14 protein-coding genes are annotated in these 17,679 nt (G+C 71.9%); 12 read left to right on the forward strand and 2 right to left on the reverse strand.

From position 1 onward, the window contains the following. Nucleotides 1-6: 6 nt before the first annotated feature. Together HEP81_RS06375 and HEP81_RS06380 are read left to right on the forward strand one after the other, a co-directional pair. Nucleotides 7-720, forward strand: a complete 714-nt coding sequence (locus HEP81_RS06375; RefSeq protein WP_037654872.1) for a thioesterase II family protein — start codon at nucleotides 7-9, stop codon at nucleotides 718-720. A gap of 64 nt (nucleotides 721-784) precedes the next feature. Then, on the forward strand, nucleotides 785-3,058 hold the full coding sequence (locus tag HEP81_RS06380; protein WP_051850122.1) for a non-ribosomal peptide synthetase: 2,274 nt from the start codon (nucleotides 785-787) through the stop codon (nucleotides 3,056-3,058). A 1,405-nt stretch (nucleotides 3,059-4,463) separates the two neighbouring features. Here the strand turns inward: HEP81_RS06380 and HEP81_RS06385 are convergent. Beyond that, on the reverse strand, nucleotides 4,464-5,906 hold the full coding sequence (locus HEP81_RS06385; RefSeq protein WP_037654870.1) for an aminopeptidase P family protein: 1,443 nt from the start codon (nucleotides 5,904-5,906) through the stop codon (nucleotides 4,464-4,466). Nucleotides 5,907-6,245: 339 nt separating this feature from the next. On the opposite strand from HEP81_RS06385, the gene HEP81_RS06390 reads away from it, so the two are divergent. The 7 genes from HEP81_RS06390 (at nucleotide 6,246) to HEP81_RS06420 (ending at nucleotide 13,538) form a co-directional block, all read left to right on the forward strand. Continuing rightward, entirely contained in the window at nucleotides 6,246-7,499 is a 1,254-nt protein-coding gene (locus tag HEP81_RS06390; RefSeq protein WP_243279300.1) for an MFS transporter, read from the forward strand. A 62-nt stretch (nucleotides 7,500-7,561) separates the two neighbouring features. Next, nucleotides 7,562-8,383 carry a cupin-like domain-containing protein gene (locus HEP81_RS06395; protein ID WP_243279784.1) on the forward strand — a complete coding sequence of 274 codons (822 nt, stop codon included), beginning with the start codon at nucleotides 7,562-7,564 and terminating at the stop codon, nucleotides 8,381-8,383. Then, nucleotides 8,380-9,654, forward strand: a complete 1,275-nt coding sequence (locus HEP81_RS06400; RefSeq protein WP_037654867.1) for an 8-amino-7-oxononanoate synthase family protein — start codon at nucleotides 8,380-8,382, stop codon at nucleotides 9,652-9,654. Before HEP81_RS06395 ends, HEP81_RS06400 begins: the two co-directional genes overlap by 4 nt. Beyond that, nucleotides 9,651-10,661: an HpcH/HpaI aldolase/citrate lyase family protein gene (locus tag HEP81_RS06405; RefSeq protein ID WP_078967323.1), complete on the forward strand. Its 1,011-nt coding sequence runs from the start codon at nucleotides 9,651-9,653 to the stop codon at nucleotides 10,659-10,661. The genes HEP81_RS06400 and HEP81_RS06405 overlap by 4 nt, the downstream gene beginning before the upstream one ends. Beyond that, complete coding sequence (locus HEP81_RS06410) at nucleotides 10,658-11,578, forward strand: acetaldehyde dehydrogenase (acetylating) (RefSeq protein WP_037654865.1); 921 nt, start codon at nucleotides 10,658-10,660, stop codon at nucleotides 11,576-11,578. The genes HEP81_RS06405 and HEP81_RS06410 overlap by 4 nt, the downstream gene beginning before the upstream one ends. Then, nucleotides 11,575-12,585 carry a 4-hydroxy-2-oxovalerate aldolase gene (gene dmpG / locus HEP81_RS06415; protein WP_037654864.1) on the forward strand — a complete coding sequence of 337 codons (1,011 nt, stop codon included), beginning with the start codon at nucleotides 11,575-11,577 and terminating at the stop codon, nucleotides 12,583-12,585. The genes HEP81_RS06410 and dmpG overlap by 4 nt, the downstream gene beginning before the upstream one ends. Then, nucleotides 12,582-13,538 (forward strand): ornithine cyclodeaminase family protein, encoded by a 957-nt coding sequence (locus HEP81_RS06420; protein WP_037654862.1) that lies wholly within the window; start codon nucleotides 12,582-12,584, stop codon nucleotides 13,536-13,538. Before dmpG ends, HEP81_RS06420 begins: the two co-directional genes overlap by 4 nt. Before the next feature lie 17 nt (nucleotides 13,539-13,555). Here HEP81_RS06420 and HEP81_RS06425 read toward each other — a convergent pair whose 3' ends face one another. Next, entirely contained in the window at nucleotides 13,556-14,047 is a 492-nt protein-coding gene (locus HEP81_RS06425; protein WP_037654861.1) for a MaoC family dehydratase, read from the reverse strand. A gap of 131 nt (nucleotides 14,048-14,178) precedes the next feature. Here HEP81_RS06425 and HEP81_RS06430 point away from each other — a divergent pair, with 131 nt between their 5' ends. The 3 genes from HEP81_RS06430 (at nucleotide 14,179) to HEP81_RS06440 (ending at nucleotide 17,561) form a co-directional block, all read left to right on the forward strand. Next, complete coding sequence (locus tag HEP81_RS06430; protein ID WP_051850121.1) at nucleotides 14,179-15,540, forward strand: hypothetical protein; 1,362 nt, start codon at nucleotides 14,179-14,181, stop codon at nucleotides 15,538-15,540. Nucleotides 15,541-15,615: 75 nt separating this feature from the next. Further along, nucleotides 15,616-16,968 carry a cation:proton antiporter gene (locus HEP81_RS06435; RefSeq protein ID WP_063755221.1) on the forward strand — a complete coding sequence of 451 codons (1,353 nt, stop codon included), beginning with the start codon at nucleotides 15,616-15,618 and terminating at the stop codon, nucleotides 16,966-16,968. After that, on the forward strand, nucleotides 16,965-17,561 hold the full coding sequence (locus tag HEP81_RS06440) for a histidine phosphatase family protein (RefSeq protein ID WP_037654859.1): 597 nt from the start codon (nucleotides 16,965-16,967) through the stop codon (nucleotides 17,559-17,561). The genes HEP81_RS06435 and HEP81_RS06440 overlap by 4 nt, the downstream gene beginning before the upstream one ends. The last annotated feature ends 118 nt before the right edge of the window (nucleotides 17,562-17,679 follow it).

A 17,679-nucleotide genomic window follows, 5' to 3' on the forward strand; every position in this document is an offset into this window, starting at 1 on the left:
TCACGCATGGACGGTTCCCGTTCGGAGATCCTGCTCTGCTTTCCGGCGGCCGGTGGCGGCCCCAGTTTCTTCGCGCCCTGGAGCGGGGCGTCGTCCGTCTTCGACGTGGTGCCGATCGATCTCCCGGGAAAGGAGAAGCTGCTGTTCGAAGAACCCGTCGACAGCATTCCGGGACTCGCCCGCGCCGTGCTGCCCGCCGTGCGCGCGGCGGTGGCCGGGCGGCGCCGGATCGTCCTCTTCGGCCACTGCTTCGGCGCGATCGTCGCCTATGAGCTGGCCCGGCTCCTGGAACTCAAGGACGGAGACGCGGAGTTGGTGCTGTTCGCCAGCGGCTCGGCCGCGCCAGGGGAGATCCCCTGGACCCGCGCGGCCGATCTGTCCGACGAGGGCCTGCTGCGCCAGGTCGCGCTGAACGCCGGGGAGTCGGGGTCCATCCCCGAGGACCCCGAACTGCGTGAGCTGATCCTGCCCGCCCTGCGCGCGGACGTGACCGCCCACGAGTCGTACGAGCCCCCCGCGGGCCCTCCACTCTCGTGCTCCGTCGTCACCGTGCGCGGTGCGCACGACGCGCTGGTGAGCGCCGGATCGGCGGCCCGCTGGCGGGACTTCACGACGGCCCGGGTCGACGGCTTCGAGCTGCCCGGCGGCCATATGTATCTCACCGAGCAGTGGGGTCCGTTGATGGCCCATCTGGAGAAGGAAGTCGGCGACCGCGCCTGATCCACGCGTCGCGGCCCCGCCGCGCGGATGACACCAGCCGGAAGGACGTTGGGAGTTGAAGCGGATGCGTGCACAGCAGTCGTCGAACGCCGAGGCCGGCGCCCCCGTCGATCCACCGCAGGACGTACTGGCGGCCGGCGTGCTCGCGGTCTCCCGCTTCGCCGGACAGGAGGACGTCGACGTCCGGGTGAGCCTGGGTGACTACCAGGCGGTGGAGGTCCGCGCGGCTGCGGGGACCAGCGTCGCCGAGTACCGGGAAGCGCTGCTGCGGCACTGGGAGAAGGTCACGGCACCGGCGGGCGCGGACGTTCCCGCCCGGCTTCTGGTGGAAGCCGTCGGGGACGAAGCGGCGGGCCCGTCCCTCACGGTGACGCGGAACCCCGACGGCGGCCGGACGGTGGTGAGCGCGGGTCCAGGTGCCGTACCCGGGTGGCTGGTGGAGCGCCTGAGCTTCAGCGTGAGCCATCTGCGGCAGTTGCTCACAGACCCGGCCGGGCAGCACCGGACGATCACGGACCTCCCACTCCAAGGGCACGACGCGGAGCGGGAGTTCGTCGCGCTGGGCAGGGGCGCGGAGCTTTCCGCGGACCTCCCGGCGGGCATCCACGCCGCGTTCGGCGCGCAGGCGCGGCGCACTCCCGACGCCGTGGCGGTGACGGACGCGGACACGGACGTCCGCTACCGGGAACTGGACGCGTGGGCCGACGAGATCGACGGCCGGCTGCGGGCGGCGGGTGCGGTGCGGGGCAGCCGGGTGGGGGTGCTGCTCGACCGTTCGGCGGGGGCGATCGCCGCGCTGCTGGCCGTACTCAAGTCCGGCGCCGTTTACGTACCGATCGACCCCCATGTGCCCGATGAGCGGCTCGCGTTCATGGCGAAGGACTGCGGCCTCGCGCTGGTCCTCACCGAGGACACCGAGCGGGTACGACGCCTCGGGCTGCCCTCGGTCACCGCGCGACGGCTCGGGGACGCCCCGGTGGCCGTGCCGGACACGGTGCCCGGCGGCGCGGAGGATCCGGCGTACATCATCTTCACCTCCGGCTCGACCGGCCGGCCCAAGGGCGTCGAGGTGGCGCACCGGAGCGTGCTCAGCCTGGTGGCGGCGACCGCCCCGTCCTTCGGGTTCGGTGCCGGGGACGTGTGGAGCTGGTTCCACTCCGTGGCGTTCGACTTCTCCGTGTGGGAGATCTGGGGCTGCCTGCTGACGGGCGGGCAGCTGGTCGTCGTACCCGAGTCCGTACGGCGCGCACCCGAGGAGTTCCGCGCGCTGCTGGCCGAGCAGCGGGTGACGGTGCTGAACCAGACGCCGTCCAGTTTCATGCAGCTGGTGGAGCTGGAGTGCCGGGAGCGCACCGAACTCGCGCTCCGGCTGGTGGTGTTCGGCGGGGAGACCCTGGACACGGCGGGCCTGGGACGCTGGCTGGCGATACGTCCGGCCGCCGTGTGCCGGTTGGTGAACATGTACGGCATCACGGAGACGACCGTGCATGTGACGGCGCAGGAGATCACCGGGGAGCTGGTGGCCGCCGGGTCCCGGTCGGTGGGGCCCGCGCTGCCCGGCTGGTCGGTTCGGGTGGTCGACGCACGTCAACGGCCCCTCCCGCCGGGGGCGTCTGGGGAGATCGCGGTGGGCGGGGCGGGGGTCGCCCTCGGGTACGTCGACCGGGCGGAGCTGACCGCGCGGCGCTTCGTCGCCGATCCGGTGAGCGGGGAGCGGATCTATCTCAGCGGGGACCGGGGGCGGATGCTGCCGGACGGGTCCCTGGAGCATCTGGGCCGTCTCGACCAGCAGGTCAAACTCCGGGGATATCGGGTCGAGCTGGGTGAGATCAGGGCCGTACTGCTGGCGCGGCCGGAGGTGCTCGCCGCGGCGGTGGTGGTCGGCCGGCCGGTACCGGAGGACCGTGCCTTCGACCGGCTGGACGCGTATGTCGTGCCCGCTCCGGACGCGGGTCCCTGGGACGCCGAGGAGGTCCGGCGGGGACTGGCGGCGACCCTGCCCGACTACATGCTGCCGGCCACGCTCACCCCGTTACCCGCGATGCCGCTCACCGCCAACGGAAAGCTCGACGTGGCCGCGCTCCCCGCCCCCGGGTCCGGCCGGACCGAGACCCCGGCGGACGACACCCAGGCCCTGGTACTGAGCTGCTGGGACAGGGCGACGGGCCGCACGGCGGGCCTGGACGACAACTTCTTCGACCTCGGCGGCAACTCCCTCCTCGCCACCCGCCTCATCACCACCCTCCGCGCCTCCGGCCTCCCCTCGGCGCGCCTGGCCGACCTCTACCACCACCAGACGCCCCGCCTGCTGGCAGCCCACTATGCGCAATCCAGCTGACGCCGAGGGGGCGTGTCCGCAGGTGCCGGGGGCCGGAAGCGCGGACCTTGACGTGTGGCCGCCACGGGACGGGGGCCCGGGCGAGCGGCCGACCCACGCCACGGGCTCTGGCGAGCGGCCGGGACGGGGCGTGGGCGGTGGCGCTCGGGCGGCGCGGGGCGTGGGCGGTGGCGCGTGGCCGACGTATGGCAGGGACCATGGGGAGCGGCTGACGCGCGGCACGAACCTCGGCGACCGGCCCGGGCGCGGTACAGGCGGTGACGATCGGGCGGCACGGGGCCTGGGCCTCGGCACGCAGCCGACGTACGACAGAGATCCGGGCGAGCAGACGGTGTACGGCACAAACTCCGGCGACCGGCCCGCGCGGAGTCTGGACGACGGCGATCGGGCAGCCCCGAGCGTGAGCCTCGGCACGCGACCGACATACAACAGAGATCGTGGGGAGCGGCTGACGCGCGGCCCCAACCCCGGCGACCGGCCCGGGCGCGGCACAGGCGGCGACGATCGGACGGCACGGGGCCTGGGCCTCGGCACGCAGCCGACGAACGACAGAGATCCGGGCGAGCAGACGGTGTGCAGCACGAACTCCGGCGACCGGCCCGCGCGGAGTCTGGACGACGGCGATCGGGCAGCCCCGAGCGTGAGCCTCGGCACGCGACCGACGTACGACAGAGATCCGGGCGAGCGGACGGTGTGCGGCACGAACTCCGGCGACCGGTCGGTGGGCGGTGGGCGGCCCGCCCGTACGGGTTCCGGGGCACTCTCGGGGGGTCGCACGCGGCCGATGGGAGGGTGGGTATGCGGCGAGCGCGCCGGTAGGGCGGGCTTTTGCGGCCAGTCCGCGGCAGGTGCGGGGCTCAGGCGTACGAAGCCTTGCGGCCGGCCGTCGATCCGCGCCCGCCGCTATCGCACCGACCCCGGTACCTCTCCGGGACGGCTCAAACGACTCGCAGGACAGTCGGTACACGAGACAGGCGCCGGTCACACACTGCCTGGCGCACGGCCGATGGACGGCGCGCGCCCCGGCGACATGGCCTCCAGCGAACCGTCGGCGTACCGCGTGCGGGCTGCTGGCCGACCAGGTCCCGGCAAGCCGCCCAGCCAGGGGCGGGGGCGGGCGTCACGGCACCGTGACCGTTCGGGGCGGGGAGCGGGCTCGGCAGTGTACCCGGGAGTGGCACGAGGCTCGGTAGCCCGCCCGGGACCGGCGCCGGCAGGGGAAGCAGCGTTCCGCCCACGACGGGTGGGAGGCGCGGCGGTACGGACAGAGGCATCGGCCCGCCCCTGCCGCCGACCGGCCCCCCGCACCCGCGCTCAAGGACCGGGCCGCCCCCACCGCGCACGCCCCGCAGGGACCCGCCCACTCGGCCCCGGGCACGCGCGGCGGCCCTCCGGCTCCTCCGGGTCAGGATCCGAGGCTCGACATCCAGGCCTCGACCTCCTCCGAGCGGCGAGGGAGGGAGACGGAGAGGTTCTCGTTGCCGGATTCTGTGACGAGGATGTCGTCCTCGATGCGCACGCCGATGCCCCGGTACTCCTCGGGCACGGTGAGGTCGTCTGCCTGGAAGTAGAGGCCCGGTTCGACGGTGAGGACCATGCCGGGCTCCAGCGTGCCCTCGACGTACATCTCGGTACGGGCCGCGGCGCAGTCGTGGACGTCGATGCCGAGCATGTGGCCCGTGCCGTGCATCGTCCAGCGGCGCTGGAGGCCGAGTTCGAGGACCTTGTCCACCGAGAGGTCGCCCAACAGGCCCCAGGAGACGAGGTGTTCGGCGAGCACCCGCTGCGCCTCCAAGTGGTACTCGCGATACCCGGCACCGGGCCTGACCACCGCGATACCGGCCTCCTGGGCCTCGTACACCGCGTCGTAGATCTTGCGCTGGAGCGGGGTGAAGCGTCCGCTGACCGGCAGGGTGCGGGTGATGTCGGCCGTGTAGAGGTTCCTCGTCTCCACGCCGGCGTCGAGCAGCAGCAGGTCTCCCGGGCGCACCGGGCCGTCGTTGCGCACCCAGTGGATGGTGGTGGCGTGCGGGCCGGAGGCGCAGATCGAGGCGTAGCCGACGTCGTTGCCCTCGACGCGGGCGCGCAGGAAGAAGGTGCCCTCGATATAGCGCTCCGACGTGGCCTGCGCCTTGTCGAGGACCCGTACGACATCCTCGAAGCCGCGCGCCGTCGCCTCGCAGGCGAAGCGCAGGTCGGCGATCTCGAAGTCGTCCTTGATCCGGCGCATCTCGGAGAGGAACACCCGCAGTTCCTCGTCGCGTTCGGCGGTCACCTTGTCGGTGAGCGCGTCCTCGATCACCGTGTCGTGCCCGCGCAGCACCCGCACCGCTCCGGTGGTCTCGCGCAGCGCGTCCGGCAGGGGGCGGACGTCCGCGCAGGGCAGGCCGAGGAGTTGGGCGTTCTCGCCGAGGCTGTGGCGACGGCCGTCCCACAGTTCGCCACGGGCGGAGAGCCAGAACTCCCCGTTCTCCCGGTCGGATCGGGGCAGCACATACGCGGTGGCGGTGTGGCCGCCGTCCTCGCGGGGCTCCAGGACCAGCACGCCGTTCTCGGTCTGGTCGCCGGTGAGATACGCGTAGTCGGAGGAGGGCCGGAAGCGGTAGTAGGTGTCGTTGGCCCGGACCTTGAGCCGGCCGGCCGGGATCACCAGGCGCTCCCCGGGGAAGCGGGCGGACAGCTCGGCGCGCCGGCGGGCGGTGTGGGCGGCCTGCGCTATCGGCTTCAGGTCGTCGCGCTCGGTGTCGTCCCAGCCCTCGTTCATGTTCGTGGCGAGTTCATCGCTGATCTTGCGGTCGAGGCCGTTCTTCCGCTGTTTGACTGGTGCGCCGGACGTCCGCTCGGTCACGTTTTCCTCCTGCGTCGATTCGGTCGGGACCGCCCGTTCACCTGCGGTCGACCGTCATCGTATGGGGAAATAAATCACCGTCGCACAGGAAGTCCGGAACAGCCGGATCCGTGTCCCGGCACCGGAGTCACATTTCCCAACTCATGCCACAAATATAAGCCGTTGACACCCCGCGGTGATCACCCTACTATCACCACGGCACGGCAGCGGGCGGGGGCGCACCAGATCGGCACGGTCGGCGGGGAAGCGTTTAGTTTCCCGACATGTGGCGGAACCGAGTTTCCGACCCGAATTTGCCAGAGCTTTCTACATGGCCTATTTCATGCCGACAGGAGTGCTGTGTCCGCAGCGGTTTCGGGGTCGCATTCGGGGTTCGGTTCCTATCTGAGACTGCTCCGGTTACCCGGCGCCGCGCCCCTGGCCCTGTGGGGCGTGGTCGGCCGGGCCCCGATCGCGATGCGGTCCATCAGCATTCTGATGCTGGTCTCCGCGATGACCGGCTCCATGGCCGAGGCGGGCACGGTCGCGGCCGCCATGCTGCTCGCCCAGGGCGTGGTCAGCCCGCTGCTCGGACGCACCGCCGACCGGATCAGCCAGCGCCGGGTGCTGCTGACCGCGGGTGTCACGCATCTCGCGGGCATGACGCTGCTGCTCCTCGCGATCACGCTGAAGGCCCCGCTGGTGCTGATGATCCTGGCGGCGGTGGCCACCGGCTGCACCTCGGTGTCGTTCACCTCGTTCATGCGGGCGCGCTGGGCGGCGATGGTCGAGGCGGACGTGCTGCGCACGGCGTACGCCATGGAGTCCATTCTGGACGACACGATCTTCCTGCTCGGACCGCTCGTGGTCACCGTGCTGGCGTCGGCCGTGCACCCGGCGGCCGGCCTTGTCGCCTGCGGCCTGCTGACGCTGGCCGGGTCCGTGGCCGTCGCGCTGCACCGGCGCTCCGAGCCGGCCCCGCAGGGGTCGACGGGACGGAGCACCGAGCGCGCCATCAAGGTGCCCGGCGTATGGATCCTGATGCTCTGCTACGCCGGGATGGGCTTCCAGTTCGGCGCGGTCGACGTCACGATGATCGCGTTCGCCAAGGAGCAGCACGCGCCCGGGCTCGGCGGTGTGTTCCTGGCCCTGATCTCGGTGGGCAGCCTGATCGCGGGCGCCGTCTACGGAGCCGTCAACTGGCGTCTGTCCCAGGCCCGTCTGCTGACCGTCACATGCAGTGTGCTCACCCTGGGCGTGCTCCCCCTGGCCTTCGCCCCCTCCTCCCTCGTGATGGGTTTCCTCGCGGTCCTCGCGGGGGTGGCGATCTCGCCGGGGCTGATCGCGGGCAGCACGCTTCTCGAATCGGTCTGTCCCAAGGGCGCGTTGTCCGAGGGATTCTCGTGGCTCACCAGTGCCGGTGCCCTCAGCATCGCCACGGGTACGGCGGCGGGCGGCAGGCTGGCCGACTCCTTCGGGTCCGCGGCGGGGGCCTGGGCGGGTGTCGGCGGCGGACTCTTCGCCCTGGCGCTGGCGGTGCTGGGGCAGCCGGCGCTGCGCGGTGAGCGGCCCGCGGCGGAGCCCGCCGCGGAATGGGCGGTGCAGGAACAATGAGCGGAGAGGGAAGAGTTGTGGACGCAAGCCAGCCTGTCCCGGCGAAGAGCGGCCTCGGCGGCCTGCCCGTACCCCGGCTGTCGTTCGACGAGTTCATGGCCTTTGGACGGGACGCCCTGATCCGTGCGGACGTCCCCGTGGTGATCACCCTGCCCGGCGGCACCGAGGGCATGGGCAAGGAGGGGGTGGCCGAGCTGCTCGGGGAGCTGCCGGTGACCCTGTTCACCGAGCCCAGCGACAAGAAGAACCCCGAACGCTGGACCACCAGGGAGATCCGGCTCGCCGAGTTCTTCGCCGACGACACGTACCAGAACGACGCGAGCACCTGGAACCGTGTCGTGTCCAACATCCGCGACCGGCCCGGTGACGTCAACCGGATCCTCGGCTTCGACGCGGGAAGGCTGTTCGACTACCGGCGCGCCCTCAACGCGGCCAATCTGTGGATCAGCCATCGCGGGGTCTTCACCCAGAGCCACTTCGACGAGCTGGAGAACTTCAACATCGCCCTGGAGGGCCGCAAACGGTTCGTCATGGCGCCGCCGGGCTCGCGCGCGTACTACCCGCGCTCGCTGAAGCAGGGGTTCGGCGACAAGTCACAGGTCTTCGACTTCGACGACGTGGACCCGGCGCGCTTCCCGAGGATCGCGGCCAAGCTCGCCCGGCGCCGTGAAGTCGTCCTGGAACCGGGGCAGATGCTCTATCTGCCGCTGGGCTGGTGGCACCAGGCGGAGTCGCTGGACGCGATGAACATCAATGTGAACTTCTGGCTGCGCGACCCCAAGATCCTGCGCCGTCCGTACGTGCTCGGGGTGGCGGTCTACACCGCGGTCTTCCGCAAGCTCAAGGGCGTCTACAACTACGAACCGGCACAGGCGGCGTCATGACCGAGCGCATCAGCATCACCCCCACCCACCGGTACCGCAACAACGACAAACTCATCGGCATCGGCAACGAGTTCTGGGACATGTCGGAGCGCAACGGCCTGGCCGGCCTCGTGGCCGACCTGGACTCCGGGGTGCTGCGGACCACCGCCGGACATGAATTCGTCCCGGACGGGCATGAGTTCATCAACTTCAGCTGCTGCTCCTACCTCGATCTCGACTCCCACCCGAAGGTGATCGAGGGCGGCCTCGACGCGATGCGCCGCTACGGCGTCCTGGACCACTGCATCGCGCGCAGCCGGGTGCAGATCCCCGCGATGCTGGAGCTGGAGGACTCCCTCGGCGAGCTGTTCGGCGCGCATGTGGTGTGCTCCATCGCGGCCAGCACGGCCACGTTCGGGCTGCTGCCGCTGATCGCCTCCGGCCATCTGGGCAATGGCACCCGGCCGTTGATGGTCTTCGACAAGAACGCCCATATCTCGATGTCGAACCTCAAGCCGGTCTGCGCCGACGAGACCGAGGTCGTCACCTCGCCCCACCACGACCTGGACTTCATCGAGGACGCGTGCCGGAAGTACGCGCGGGTGGCCTACGTCTGCGACGGCAGCGACAGCCTGGGCGGCTACGCACCGGTCAAGGAGCTGGCCGAACTCCAGGACAAGTACGGCCTGCTGGTCTACTACGACGACTCCCACTCGCTGTCGGCGTACGGCGAGCGCGGCGTCGGGTACGTGCGCACGCACAGCCCGGTGCTGGACGAGCGCACCATCGTGGTGGTCACCCTGAACAAGGCGTTCGGCACCAGCGGCGCGGCCATCGTGCTCGACGGGTACGAGAAGGAGACGCTGCGGGTCATCGAGCGTTTCGGCGGCGCACTGAACTACTCGCAGCTGCTGAACACGGCCGCGGTCGGCGCGGGCCTCGCCTCCGCCGAGATCCACCGCACGCCGGAACTGACCACGCTTCAGGACCGGTTGTACCGCAACATCGAGCTGTTCGACTCCCTGGTGCACACCGAGCAGACCGGCAGCACCTATCCGATCCGGCTGGTGCCGATGAGCGACGAGACGGTGATCGAGGCCGGACGGCGGGTCTTCGAGGCCGGGTTCTATGTCTCCCCGGTGTTCTTCCCGATCGTCGCGCGCGGCACGGCGGGGCTGCGGGTGATGATGCGCGCGGGCCAGACCGAGGAGCAGGTCCGGGGGCTGTGCGCGGTCCTCACCGAGGTCGGTGCCTCCCCCGCGATACCCGCGCCCGGGGAGGCGGCACGATGACCGACGCCACCCGGGCGCTGCCGCGCAGCATCCTGTACACGCCCGCGCTCTCCCTCGACCTGGTCGTCAAGGCATGGTCGTACGACGCCGATGTGCATCTGATCGACCTGGAGGACGCCGTGCCACCGCCCGCCAAGGCGGCGGCGCGCGAGGTGTGCCGGACGGCGCTGGAGAAGGCGCCGGCCCCGGCCAACACCGCGGTGCGGATCAATCCGCTGGGCACCCTGGACGCCGTACGCGACCTGCTGATGCTGGCCGAGTCGCCGGTCCGCCCCGGCATCGTCGTGATGACCATGGTGGACTCGCCCGTCGAGGTACGGCTGCTGCGGGAGGTCCTCGCCACGGCCGGGGCGCACCCGGAGATCTATGTGACGCTGGAGACCCCGGCCGGCGCCCGTGCCGTGGACGCCATCGCCGAGGCCGCCGACGGGCTGATCCTCGGCTCCGCCGATCTGGCCGCGACCCTGGGCGTCGAGATCACCTGGGCCGGTCTGCTCGCCACCCGCCAGGCGATGGCCCTCGCCTGCGCGCGGTACGGCACGGCCTGTGTCGACACCGCCAACTTCCGGCTCGACGCGCCCGAGGTGCTGGCCGAGGAGATCGAGCGGGTGCGGGAGCTGGGCTTCCACGGCAAGGTGGCGGTCCATCCCGGCGAACTCGCCACGATCAACCGGGCGTTGCGTCCCGATGCGGCGGAGCTGCGCCACGCCCGCCGGGTCACCGAGGCGGTCCGCGCGGCGGACGGCGGAGTGGCCCTGCTGGACGGCGCCATGGTCGGACCGCCGTTCGCCCGCCGGGCGCGGATGACGGTGGAGCGCGGGGACGCGTGGAACGCCCGGTTCGCGCCGACGGACGCGGGGGCCCCCGGTGCGGGAGCCGCGGACGCACAGGCCACGGACTCGCGTGCGGCGGACTCGCGCGCGGCGGAGCCGATCGCGGCGGGCTCGACCGCGACGGAGCCGAGATCCGCCGATCCGCTGCCCTCGGACCCGGAGGCAGCGCGATGAGCGTAACCGACGACAGAACGCCGCACACCGTGCCGGGGATCTCCGTCGCCGTGATCGGCACCGGCTCCATCGGACAGGACCTGGTCTCCAAGATCCGTCGTTCGGCCGTGCTGGACTGCGCGCTGGTGGCGGGGCGCGATCCGGAGTCGGCCGGGATGCGGCGCGCCGCCGGGCTCGGCTGTCCGACCAGCGCGGACGGGATCGGCGCGATCCTCGCCGCGCCCCGGCCCTTCGACGTGGTCTTCGACGCCACCAACGCACGGGCGCACGCCGAACACCGGCGGCTGCTGCGGTCGTTCGACACACTGCTGATCGATCTGACGCCGAGCAAGATCGGGCAGATGGTGGTGCCGACCGTGACCGGTGTGCACGCGCCGCCCGAGGGCGACGTCAGCCTGATCAGCTGCGGCGGCCAGGCGTCGGTCCCGGTCGCGCACGCCCTCGCCGAACGGTTCGACGTGCGCTATTTCGAGGTCGTCTCGACCGTCGCCTCCAGCGTCGCGGGCCGGGCGACCCGGCTCAACCTGGACGAGTACGTGGCGACGACCCAGCAGGCGCTGACCGCGTTCACCGGCGTGGGCGACACCAAGGCGATCCTCAACATCAGCCCGGCGGCGCCGCCCGCGACCTTCCGTACCACGGTGCACGCGCTGGCGCCCGGGGCCGACCCCGGCACGGTACGGGCCGTGGTGGACGAAGCGGCCGCGCGGGTACGGGAGTTCGCGCCCGGCTACCGGGTCCGGGGCTGCGAGGTGCGCGGCGAGCTGATCGTCGCCACCCTCGAAGTGATGGCCGACAGCGAGGTGTTGCCCGCCTACGCGGGAAACCTGGACCTCATCGACGCGGCCGCGGTCCTGGTCGCCGAGCAGCACGCGGTCCGGCTCGCCCCGGCCGCCCGGCGGGGGGTGAGCCGGTGACCGCGGTGGTGATCCATGACCCCACCTTGCGCGACGGCCAGCACGCGGTGCGCCATCAACTCGGCATGGAGGCGCTGCGCGGCTACGCGGCCGCCGCCGACGCCGCGGGGATCCCGGTGGTGGAGGTGGGGCACGGCAATGGGCTCGGCGCCTCCTCCCTCCAGGTCGGCCGCGCCGCCGTACCCGACGATCTGATGCTGGCCACGGTGCGCGAGGCCCTCCAGCACAGCCGGATGGGGGTGTTCCTGCTGCCCGGCTGGGGCACCTCCGACGATCTGCGCAGGGCCCTGAAGCAGGGTGCCGACGTGGTGCGGATCGGTGTGCACTGCACCGAAAGCTCCCTGGCCGAGCGCCACTTGGGTTTTCTCGCGGAGCAGGGTGCCGAGGCGCACTGCGTGCTGATGATGAGCCATATGGCCTCTCCGGACGAGCTCGCCGAGCACGCGGCCCGCGCCGTCGGCCACGGGGCGCGCGCGGTCGGCATCATGGACTCCGCAGGGCACTTCCTGCCGGACGACGTCAGCGAGCGGATCGGCGCGATCCGGGCCGCCGTCGAGGTACCGGTGATCTTCCACGGGCACGACAACCTCGGCATGGCCGTGGCGAACTCGGTCGCGGCCGCCCGGGCGGGCGCGGGGATCATCGACGGCTGTGCGCGCGGCTTCGGCGCGGGCGCGGGCAACACCCAACTCGAAGTGCTGGTGCCGGTGTTGGAGCGCACCGGGTTCACCACCGGTATCGACCTGTACGCGCTGCTGGACGCCGCCGAGTTCGCCGAGCGCGCCCTGATGCCGGCGCCCCCCGTGACCGATTCGCTGAGCATCGTCAGCGGACTCGCCGGGGTCTTCTCCGGGTTCAAGCACCAGGTCCTCGAACAGGCCCGGGGGGCGGGCGTCGATCCCCGGGACGTGTTCTTCGAGCTCGGCAGACGGCAGGCCATCGCCGGGCAGGAGGACCTGATCGGGGACGTGGTCGCGGAGCTGAGCGCGCGGGGGCCGGTCGCATGAGCGGGCCGGTGTTCATCGGGCCCGAGGGCATGGGGGGCACCGAGCGGCTGCTGCGGGTGGTAGACGCGCTCGCCGAGGCCTTCGCCGACCTGTCCGCCGGCCGTACCTCCTCTCCCCCGCGCACCGTCGTCCCGCACGAGCGTGGCGGGGAACTGCTCGCGGCGACCTCCGTGTGGGAGCGGCACGGCGTGGGCAGCGTCAAGATCACCACGCTGACGCCGGGCAACCCGGAGCGCGGCCTGCCGCTGATCCACGGGGTCGTCGCGGTCACCGATCTATCGACCGGTCGTATCACCGCACTGCTGGACGGCGCCGAGCTGACCGCCGTCCGCACCGGCGCGGTCGCCGCGCTGGCCACCCGGCTGTGCGCGCCCGCGGACGCCGCCGACCTGGCCGTGCTGGGCGCCGGGGTGCAGGCGCGGGCCCTGGTGCGGGCCGTCTCGGCGGTGCGTCCGCTGCGCACGGTCCGGGTGTTCTCCCGTACCCGCGAGCGCACCGAGGAGTTCGCGCGCGAGATCCGGGACACCTCGGGCGGCGCGCTCCGGGTGACCGTGTGCGACACGGTGAAGGAGGCCGTCACCGACGCCGCCGTCATCTGTACGACGACGTCGACCAGCGCGCGTGAACCGCTGGTCGAGGCCGGCTGGGTGGCGCCGGGCGCGCATCTCAATGTGATCGGCGGCACCCACGAGGACGCCCTGGAGGTCGATCCGGCGCTGCTCGTGGACGCGCTGGTCGTGGTGGAGGAGCGCCGGGCGGCGCGCGAGGAGGCCGGTGAGGTGCGGGCCGCGCTGGCCGGCGGGCTGATCGGCCCGGGGGCGCTGCGCGAGCTGGGCGAGCTGGGCGGCACCGCGGGCGCGGCGGACGGCCGTACCTCGGTGTTCCGCGGGGTGGGTCTGGCCATCGAGGACACGGCCGCCGCGGCCGCCCTGTGCGCGGAGACCGCGCCATGAGGTGGGGGGCGGTGGTGTCAGGCCGTCTCGCGGCAGCGGACCATGAAGGACCGCTCGAAGACGATGACGGTCTCCCCGGTGGACTTGTGTCCGGTCGTCTCGACCGTGACGATCCCCTGCCCCGGCCGGGACTTGGAGAGCCGCTTGTCCAGGATGCGGCTCGTCGCGTACAGGGTGTCGCCGACGAACACCGGGTCCTTCAGCCGGACCCGGTCCCAGCCGAGATTGGCCACCGCCCGCGCGGACAGCGCCTGTACGGTCATGCCGCTGATCAGGCAGATGGTGATCCCGCTGTTGACCAACACCTTTCCGTACTCGGCGCCTTCGCCGTACGCCTTGTCGAAGTGGAGCGGGTGCTGGTTCATCGTCAGCAGCGTCAGCCAGGTGTTGTCCGACTCGGTGATGGTCCGCCCGGGCCAGTGCTTGATCACCATCCCCGGCTCGAAGTCCTCGTAATCGCCGCCGTGTTCCTCGACGTACTCGTTCTCGCTCACCTGACGCAGTGTCATATGACCTTCTCCCGTGTGCGTGTACGGCCTGCGGGGCGCCGGAATCGTGGCGGCGCCGCGCACACCCTAGCGGTGTACCGCGCCTCGTGATCGGGGCTTGTGATCAGAAGAAGGAAAGGAGAGGCAGACGGATGACCGTGCTCCTGGAGGCGGACCCCTCGCCGGTGACGGGCCACCCGTGGTTCGGCCGGTACCGGCTGGCGCCCGCGGCCGGTGCGGCGACCCTCCGTGATCTGCTGCGGCACGAGATACGGGACACGGGCTACTGGTACCAGACGCATCTGCCGGCCGCGCCGATCGCGCTGCCCGCCGCTTCGTACGCCGAGTTGTTCCGCGTCTCGCGGGCCCTGCTCGACCTGGTGCGGCGCACCGCCCTGGAGAGCGCGGCCACCACCGAGGGTCGCCTGACCGCGTACCGCATGCCGCCCAGTGAGCAACAGCTGTTCCTGGCGGACCAGTTCACCGAGGAGCGGTACGCGGACTGCGTGGCCCGGCCCGATATCGTGATCGGGCCGGACGGGCCCCGGTTCCTGGAGTTCAACGTCAGCGGCGCGCTCGGCGGGCCGGTGGAGTTCCACTGCCGGATGGAGGTCTGGCGACGCCTCTACACCGACGCCCGGGGGCGGTTGCCGTTCGACTACCAGCACCCGTTCGCCGTACGTGCGGAGATGTTCCGGCAGCTGTGCGCCGAGTCGGGGCTGCCGCCCCGGGTGGCGATGGTGGGCAGCGCCCGCGACCAGGGCGGCTTCACCCGCTACTTCGACCTCCAGGTCGACCACTTCAACAGCCATGGCCTGCTGGCGCGGTTCTTCGAGCCCGAGGATCTGCACGAGGCCTGGGACTGCCCGCCGCGGTTGCGCTACGGGCTGGGGCTGCGGGACTTCACCATCCCGGACTGGGCCGAACTCGGCATCGACACCGCGCCGGTGCAGACCGCGCTGGACAACGGCTGCCTCCTGGTCGGCACCCAGACCTCCACCTTCCTGTCCAGCAAGCTGACCATGGGCCTGCTCTCGGAGGGCCGCCCGTGGATGAGCGCGGCCGAACGCGCCCTCGTCGACCGGTATCTGCCGTGGACCCGGGTCCTGTCCCACCGGTGGACGACCCGGGGCGAACGCAAGGTCGACCTGGTGGAGTTCACCCTCGCGCACCGGGAGTCGCTGGTGCTCAAGGAGAGCATCGGCATGAGCGGCCGGCAGGTCCTCATCGGCCGGGAGAGCGACCGGGCCGACTGGACGGCGGCGGTGACGGCGGCCGCGGAGACCGGCACCAGCGTGGTGCAGGAGTTCGTGGCGCCGCGCACCTGCCGGCTCGCGATGGTGGCCGACGGGGTGGACGAGCCGTACGACACCGAGGTGGCCCCGGTGTTCGGACCGCTGCTGTTCGGCGGCCGCCCCGCGGGCCTGTTCGCGCGGTTCTTCGGCGACGGAAGGGAGGGAATCGTCAGCGTCGCGGGCGCGGGCTGCTCCGACGACTGTGTGGTCTCGATCTAGGCACCACCGAGAGAGCAGAAGGGACACCCGTGGTTTCCGCACGCTTGCGCACGTACCCGGAAGGGGGGAGGAGCCGTGTCTCTCGAAGCCGCTGAGGTCGCCCATCTCCTCCTCGCGCTCATCGTCCTGCTCACCGCCGCCCATCTCGGCGGCCATCTGTTCGCGCGCCTGCGCCAGCCCCAGGTCATCGGCGAGATCGCCGGCGGTCTGGTGCTCGGCCCGACGGTCCTCGGCGAGTTCGCGCCCGGGGCCTGGCACTGGCTGTTCCCGGCCGGGGGCGCCACCGCGTCCGTGCTGGGCGCCTTCTACCAGCTCGGCATGCTGCTGCTGGTGTACCTGACCGGCGCCGAGCTGCGAGCCCGGCGCGAGACCGGGGGCCAGCGGACCATCACCTACGCCGCGATCTCGGGTCTCGCCCTGCCGTTCGCCTTCGGGCTGGCCGTCGCCTCCGCCGTGCACACCGGCGACCTGGCCGGGCCCAATGGCTCGCCGGCCGCCCTCGCGCTCGTCTTCGGCATGGCCGTCGCGGTCACCAGCGTGCCCGTCATCTCCCGCATCATGCTGGACCTCGGCATCCTGCGGACCCTGTTCGCACGGATCGTGCTGGCCGTGGCCGTGATCGAGGACATCCTGCTCTACGTCGTCCTCGCCATCGTCCTCGGCATGGCGCAGGCCCGCGGCGCCGACGCCTACGGGCTGTGGGCGTCGTACGGCTCGGACGAACTGGCGCCCACCGTCGCCTACTTCACCGTCGTACCGCTGCTGTTCCTGGCGCTGTCCCTGTGGCTCGGGCCGAGGCTCTTCGTACGGCTGTCACGCTCGCGGGCCAATGTGCTGGAGCGGCGCAGCCCCCTCGCGTTCCGGCTGGTCGTCGTCTTCCTGCTGTGCGCGGCATGCGGCGGGCTCGGCATCGACCCGATCTTCGGGGCGCTGGTGGCGGGCATGTGCGTGGCGGGCGCGTCGGGGGCGCAGGCGGAGCGGTCCCAGGAGACGCTGCGCCAGGTCTCGCTGGGTTTCTTCGTGCCGGTCTACTTCGCGATCGTCGGCATCAAGCTGGATCTGGTGCGCCATTTCGACCCGGTGTTCTTCTGCTGGTTCCTGGCGCTGGCCTGCCTGGTGAAGTCGGCCAGTGTCTGGCTCGGGGCCCGGCTGGCGGGTGAGTCCTCGGCGGCGGCCAGGAACCTCGCGGTCGCGATGAACGCGCGTGGCGGTCCGGGCATCGTGCTCGCCTCCGTGGCGTTCGGCGCGCACGTCATCAACGAGAACTTCTTCACCTCGCTGGTGCTGCTGTCCATCGTGACCAGCCAGTTCGCCGGGTTCTGGCTCGGCCGGATCGTGTCCGGGAGCAAGCCCCTCATGCCGGGTCGCAGCGGGGAGACGGCGGGATCCGGGGCCGGCCGGGAGCCGCTCGTGGAGGACGCCCGGTGAAGATCTATCTGGTACGGCACGGTCAGGCACAGGTGGCCGCGGGGCGCCGCCGGGACGCTCCGCTCAGCCCGCTCGGGCACACCCAGGCCGGGCATCTGGCGAAGTGGCTCGCGGGCGACGCGCGGCTCGACGGCGACACCTCGCTGACCGTGGGCAGCGTGGTGACCAGCCCGCTGACGCAGGCCCGCGAGACGGCCGAGTACGTATGCGCACCGCTCGGGCTCCCGGCCCGGGCCCAACACACGCTCACGGAGGCCGACTTCCCTCTCTCCCCAGAACTCCCCTCGTCCACCGCCCCGTTCGCCCGGCGCCGAGGCAGACTCCTGTCCGAGCGCTATCTGGACTTCCGTGCCCAGGCGCGCGCCGCTCTGGCCGAACTCACCCGATGTGCGCAGGAGTCGGGGCGGCCGGTGCTCGCGGTGACCCATGGCGGCCTGATCGGCACGGTCGTCCGGGTGGTCGCGGAGTCCGACACGTTCCACCTCACGCTCTACCACTGCGGGATCACCGCGCTCGACTGGTCCGACGGCCGCTGGCGGCTGTCCCACGTCAACCTCTGGGACCATCTGCCGGTGCCGCTGCGCACCACCTGACCACCGTGTCGCCCATGACCGGCCGGGCAGTGGCGCTGCCCGAGCGTTGCCCGTTTCGCCCTGTTCGAGGGAAGCGTCCCTGTCGTACACCAAAAGGGTGGGGCAGGTCTCGGCGTGG

The organism is Streptomyces griseofuscus (genome assembly GCF_014673495.1).
Taxonomy (GTDB): domain Bacteria; phylum Actinomycetota; class Actinomycetes; order Streptomycetales; family Streptomycetaceae; genus Streptomyces; species Streptomyces murinus.

Excerpts from the sequence above, each read along its gene's own strand:
- HEP81_RS06410 (WP_037654865.1), top strand. The coding sequence starts at position 10,658 with ATGAGCGTAACCGACGACAGAACGCCGCACACCGTGCCGGGGATCTCC.
- HEP81_RS06430 (WP_051850121.1), top strand. The coding sequence starts at position 14,179 with ATGACCGTGCTCCTGGAGGCGGACCCCTCGCCGGTGACGGGCCACCCG.
- HEP81_RS06400 (WP_037654867.1), top strand. The coding sequence starts at position 8,380 with ATGACCGAGCGCATCAGCATCACCCCCACCCACCGGTACCGCAACAAC.
- HEP81_RS06425 (WP_037654861.1), bottom strand. The coding sequence starts at position 14,047 with ATGACACTGCGTCAGGTGAGCGAGAACGAGTACGTCGAGGAACACGGC.
- HEP81_RS06405 (WP_078967323.1), top strand. The coding sequence starts at position 9,651 with ATGACCGACGCCACCCGGGCGCTGCCGCGCAGCATCCTGTACACGCCC.
- HEP81_RS06380 (WP_051850122.1), top strand. The coding sequence starts at position 785 with ATGCGTGCACAGCAGTCGTCGAACGCCGAGGCCGGCGCCCCCGTCGAT.
- HEP81_RS06420 (WP_037654862.1), top strand. The coding sequence starts at position 12,582 with ATGAGCGGGCCGGTGTTCATCGGGCCCGAGGGCATGGGGGGCACCGAG.
- HEP81_RS06375 (WP_037654872.1), top strand. The coding sequence starts at position 7 with ATGGACGGTTCCCGTTCGGAGATCCTGCTCTGCTTTCCGGCGGCCGGT.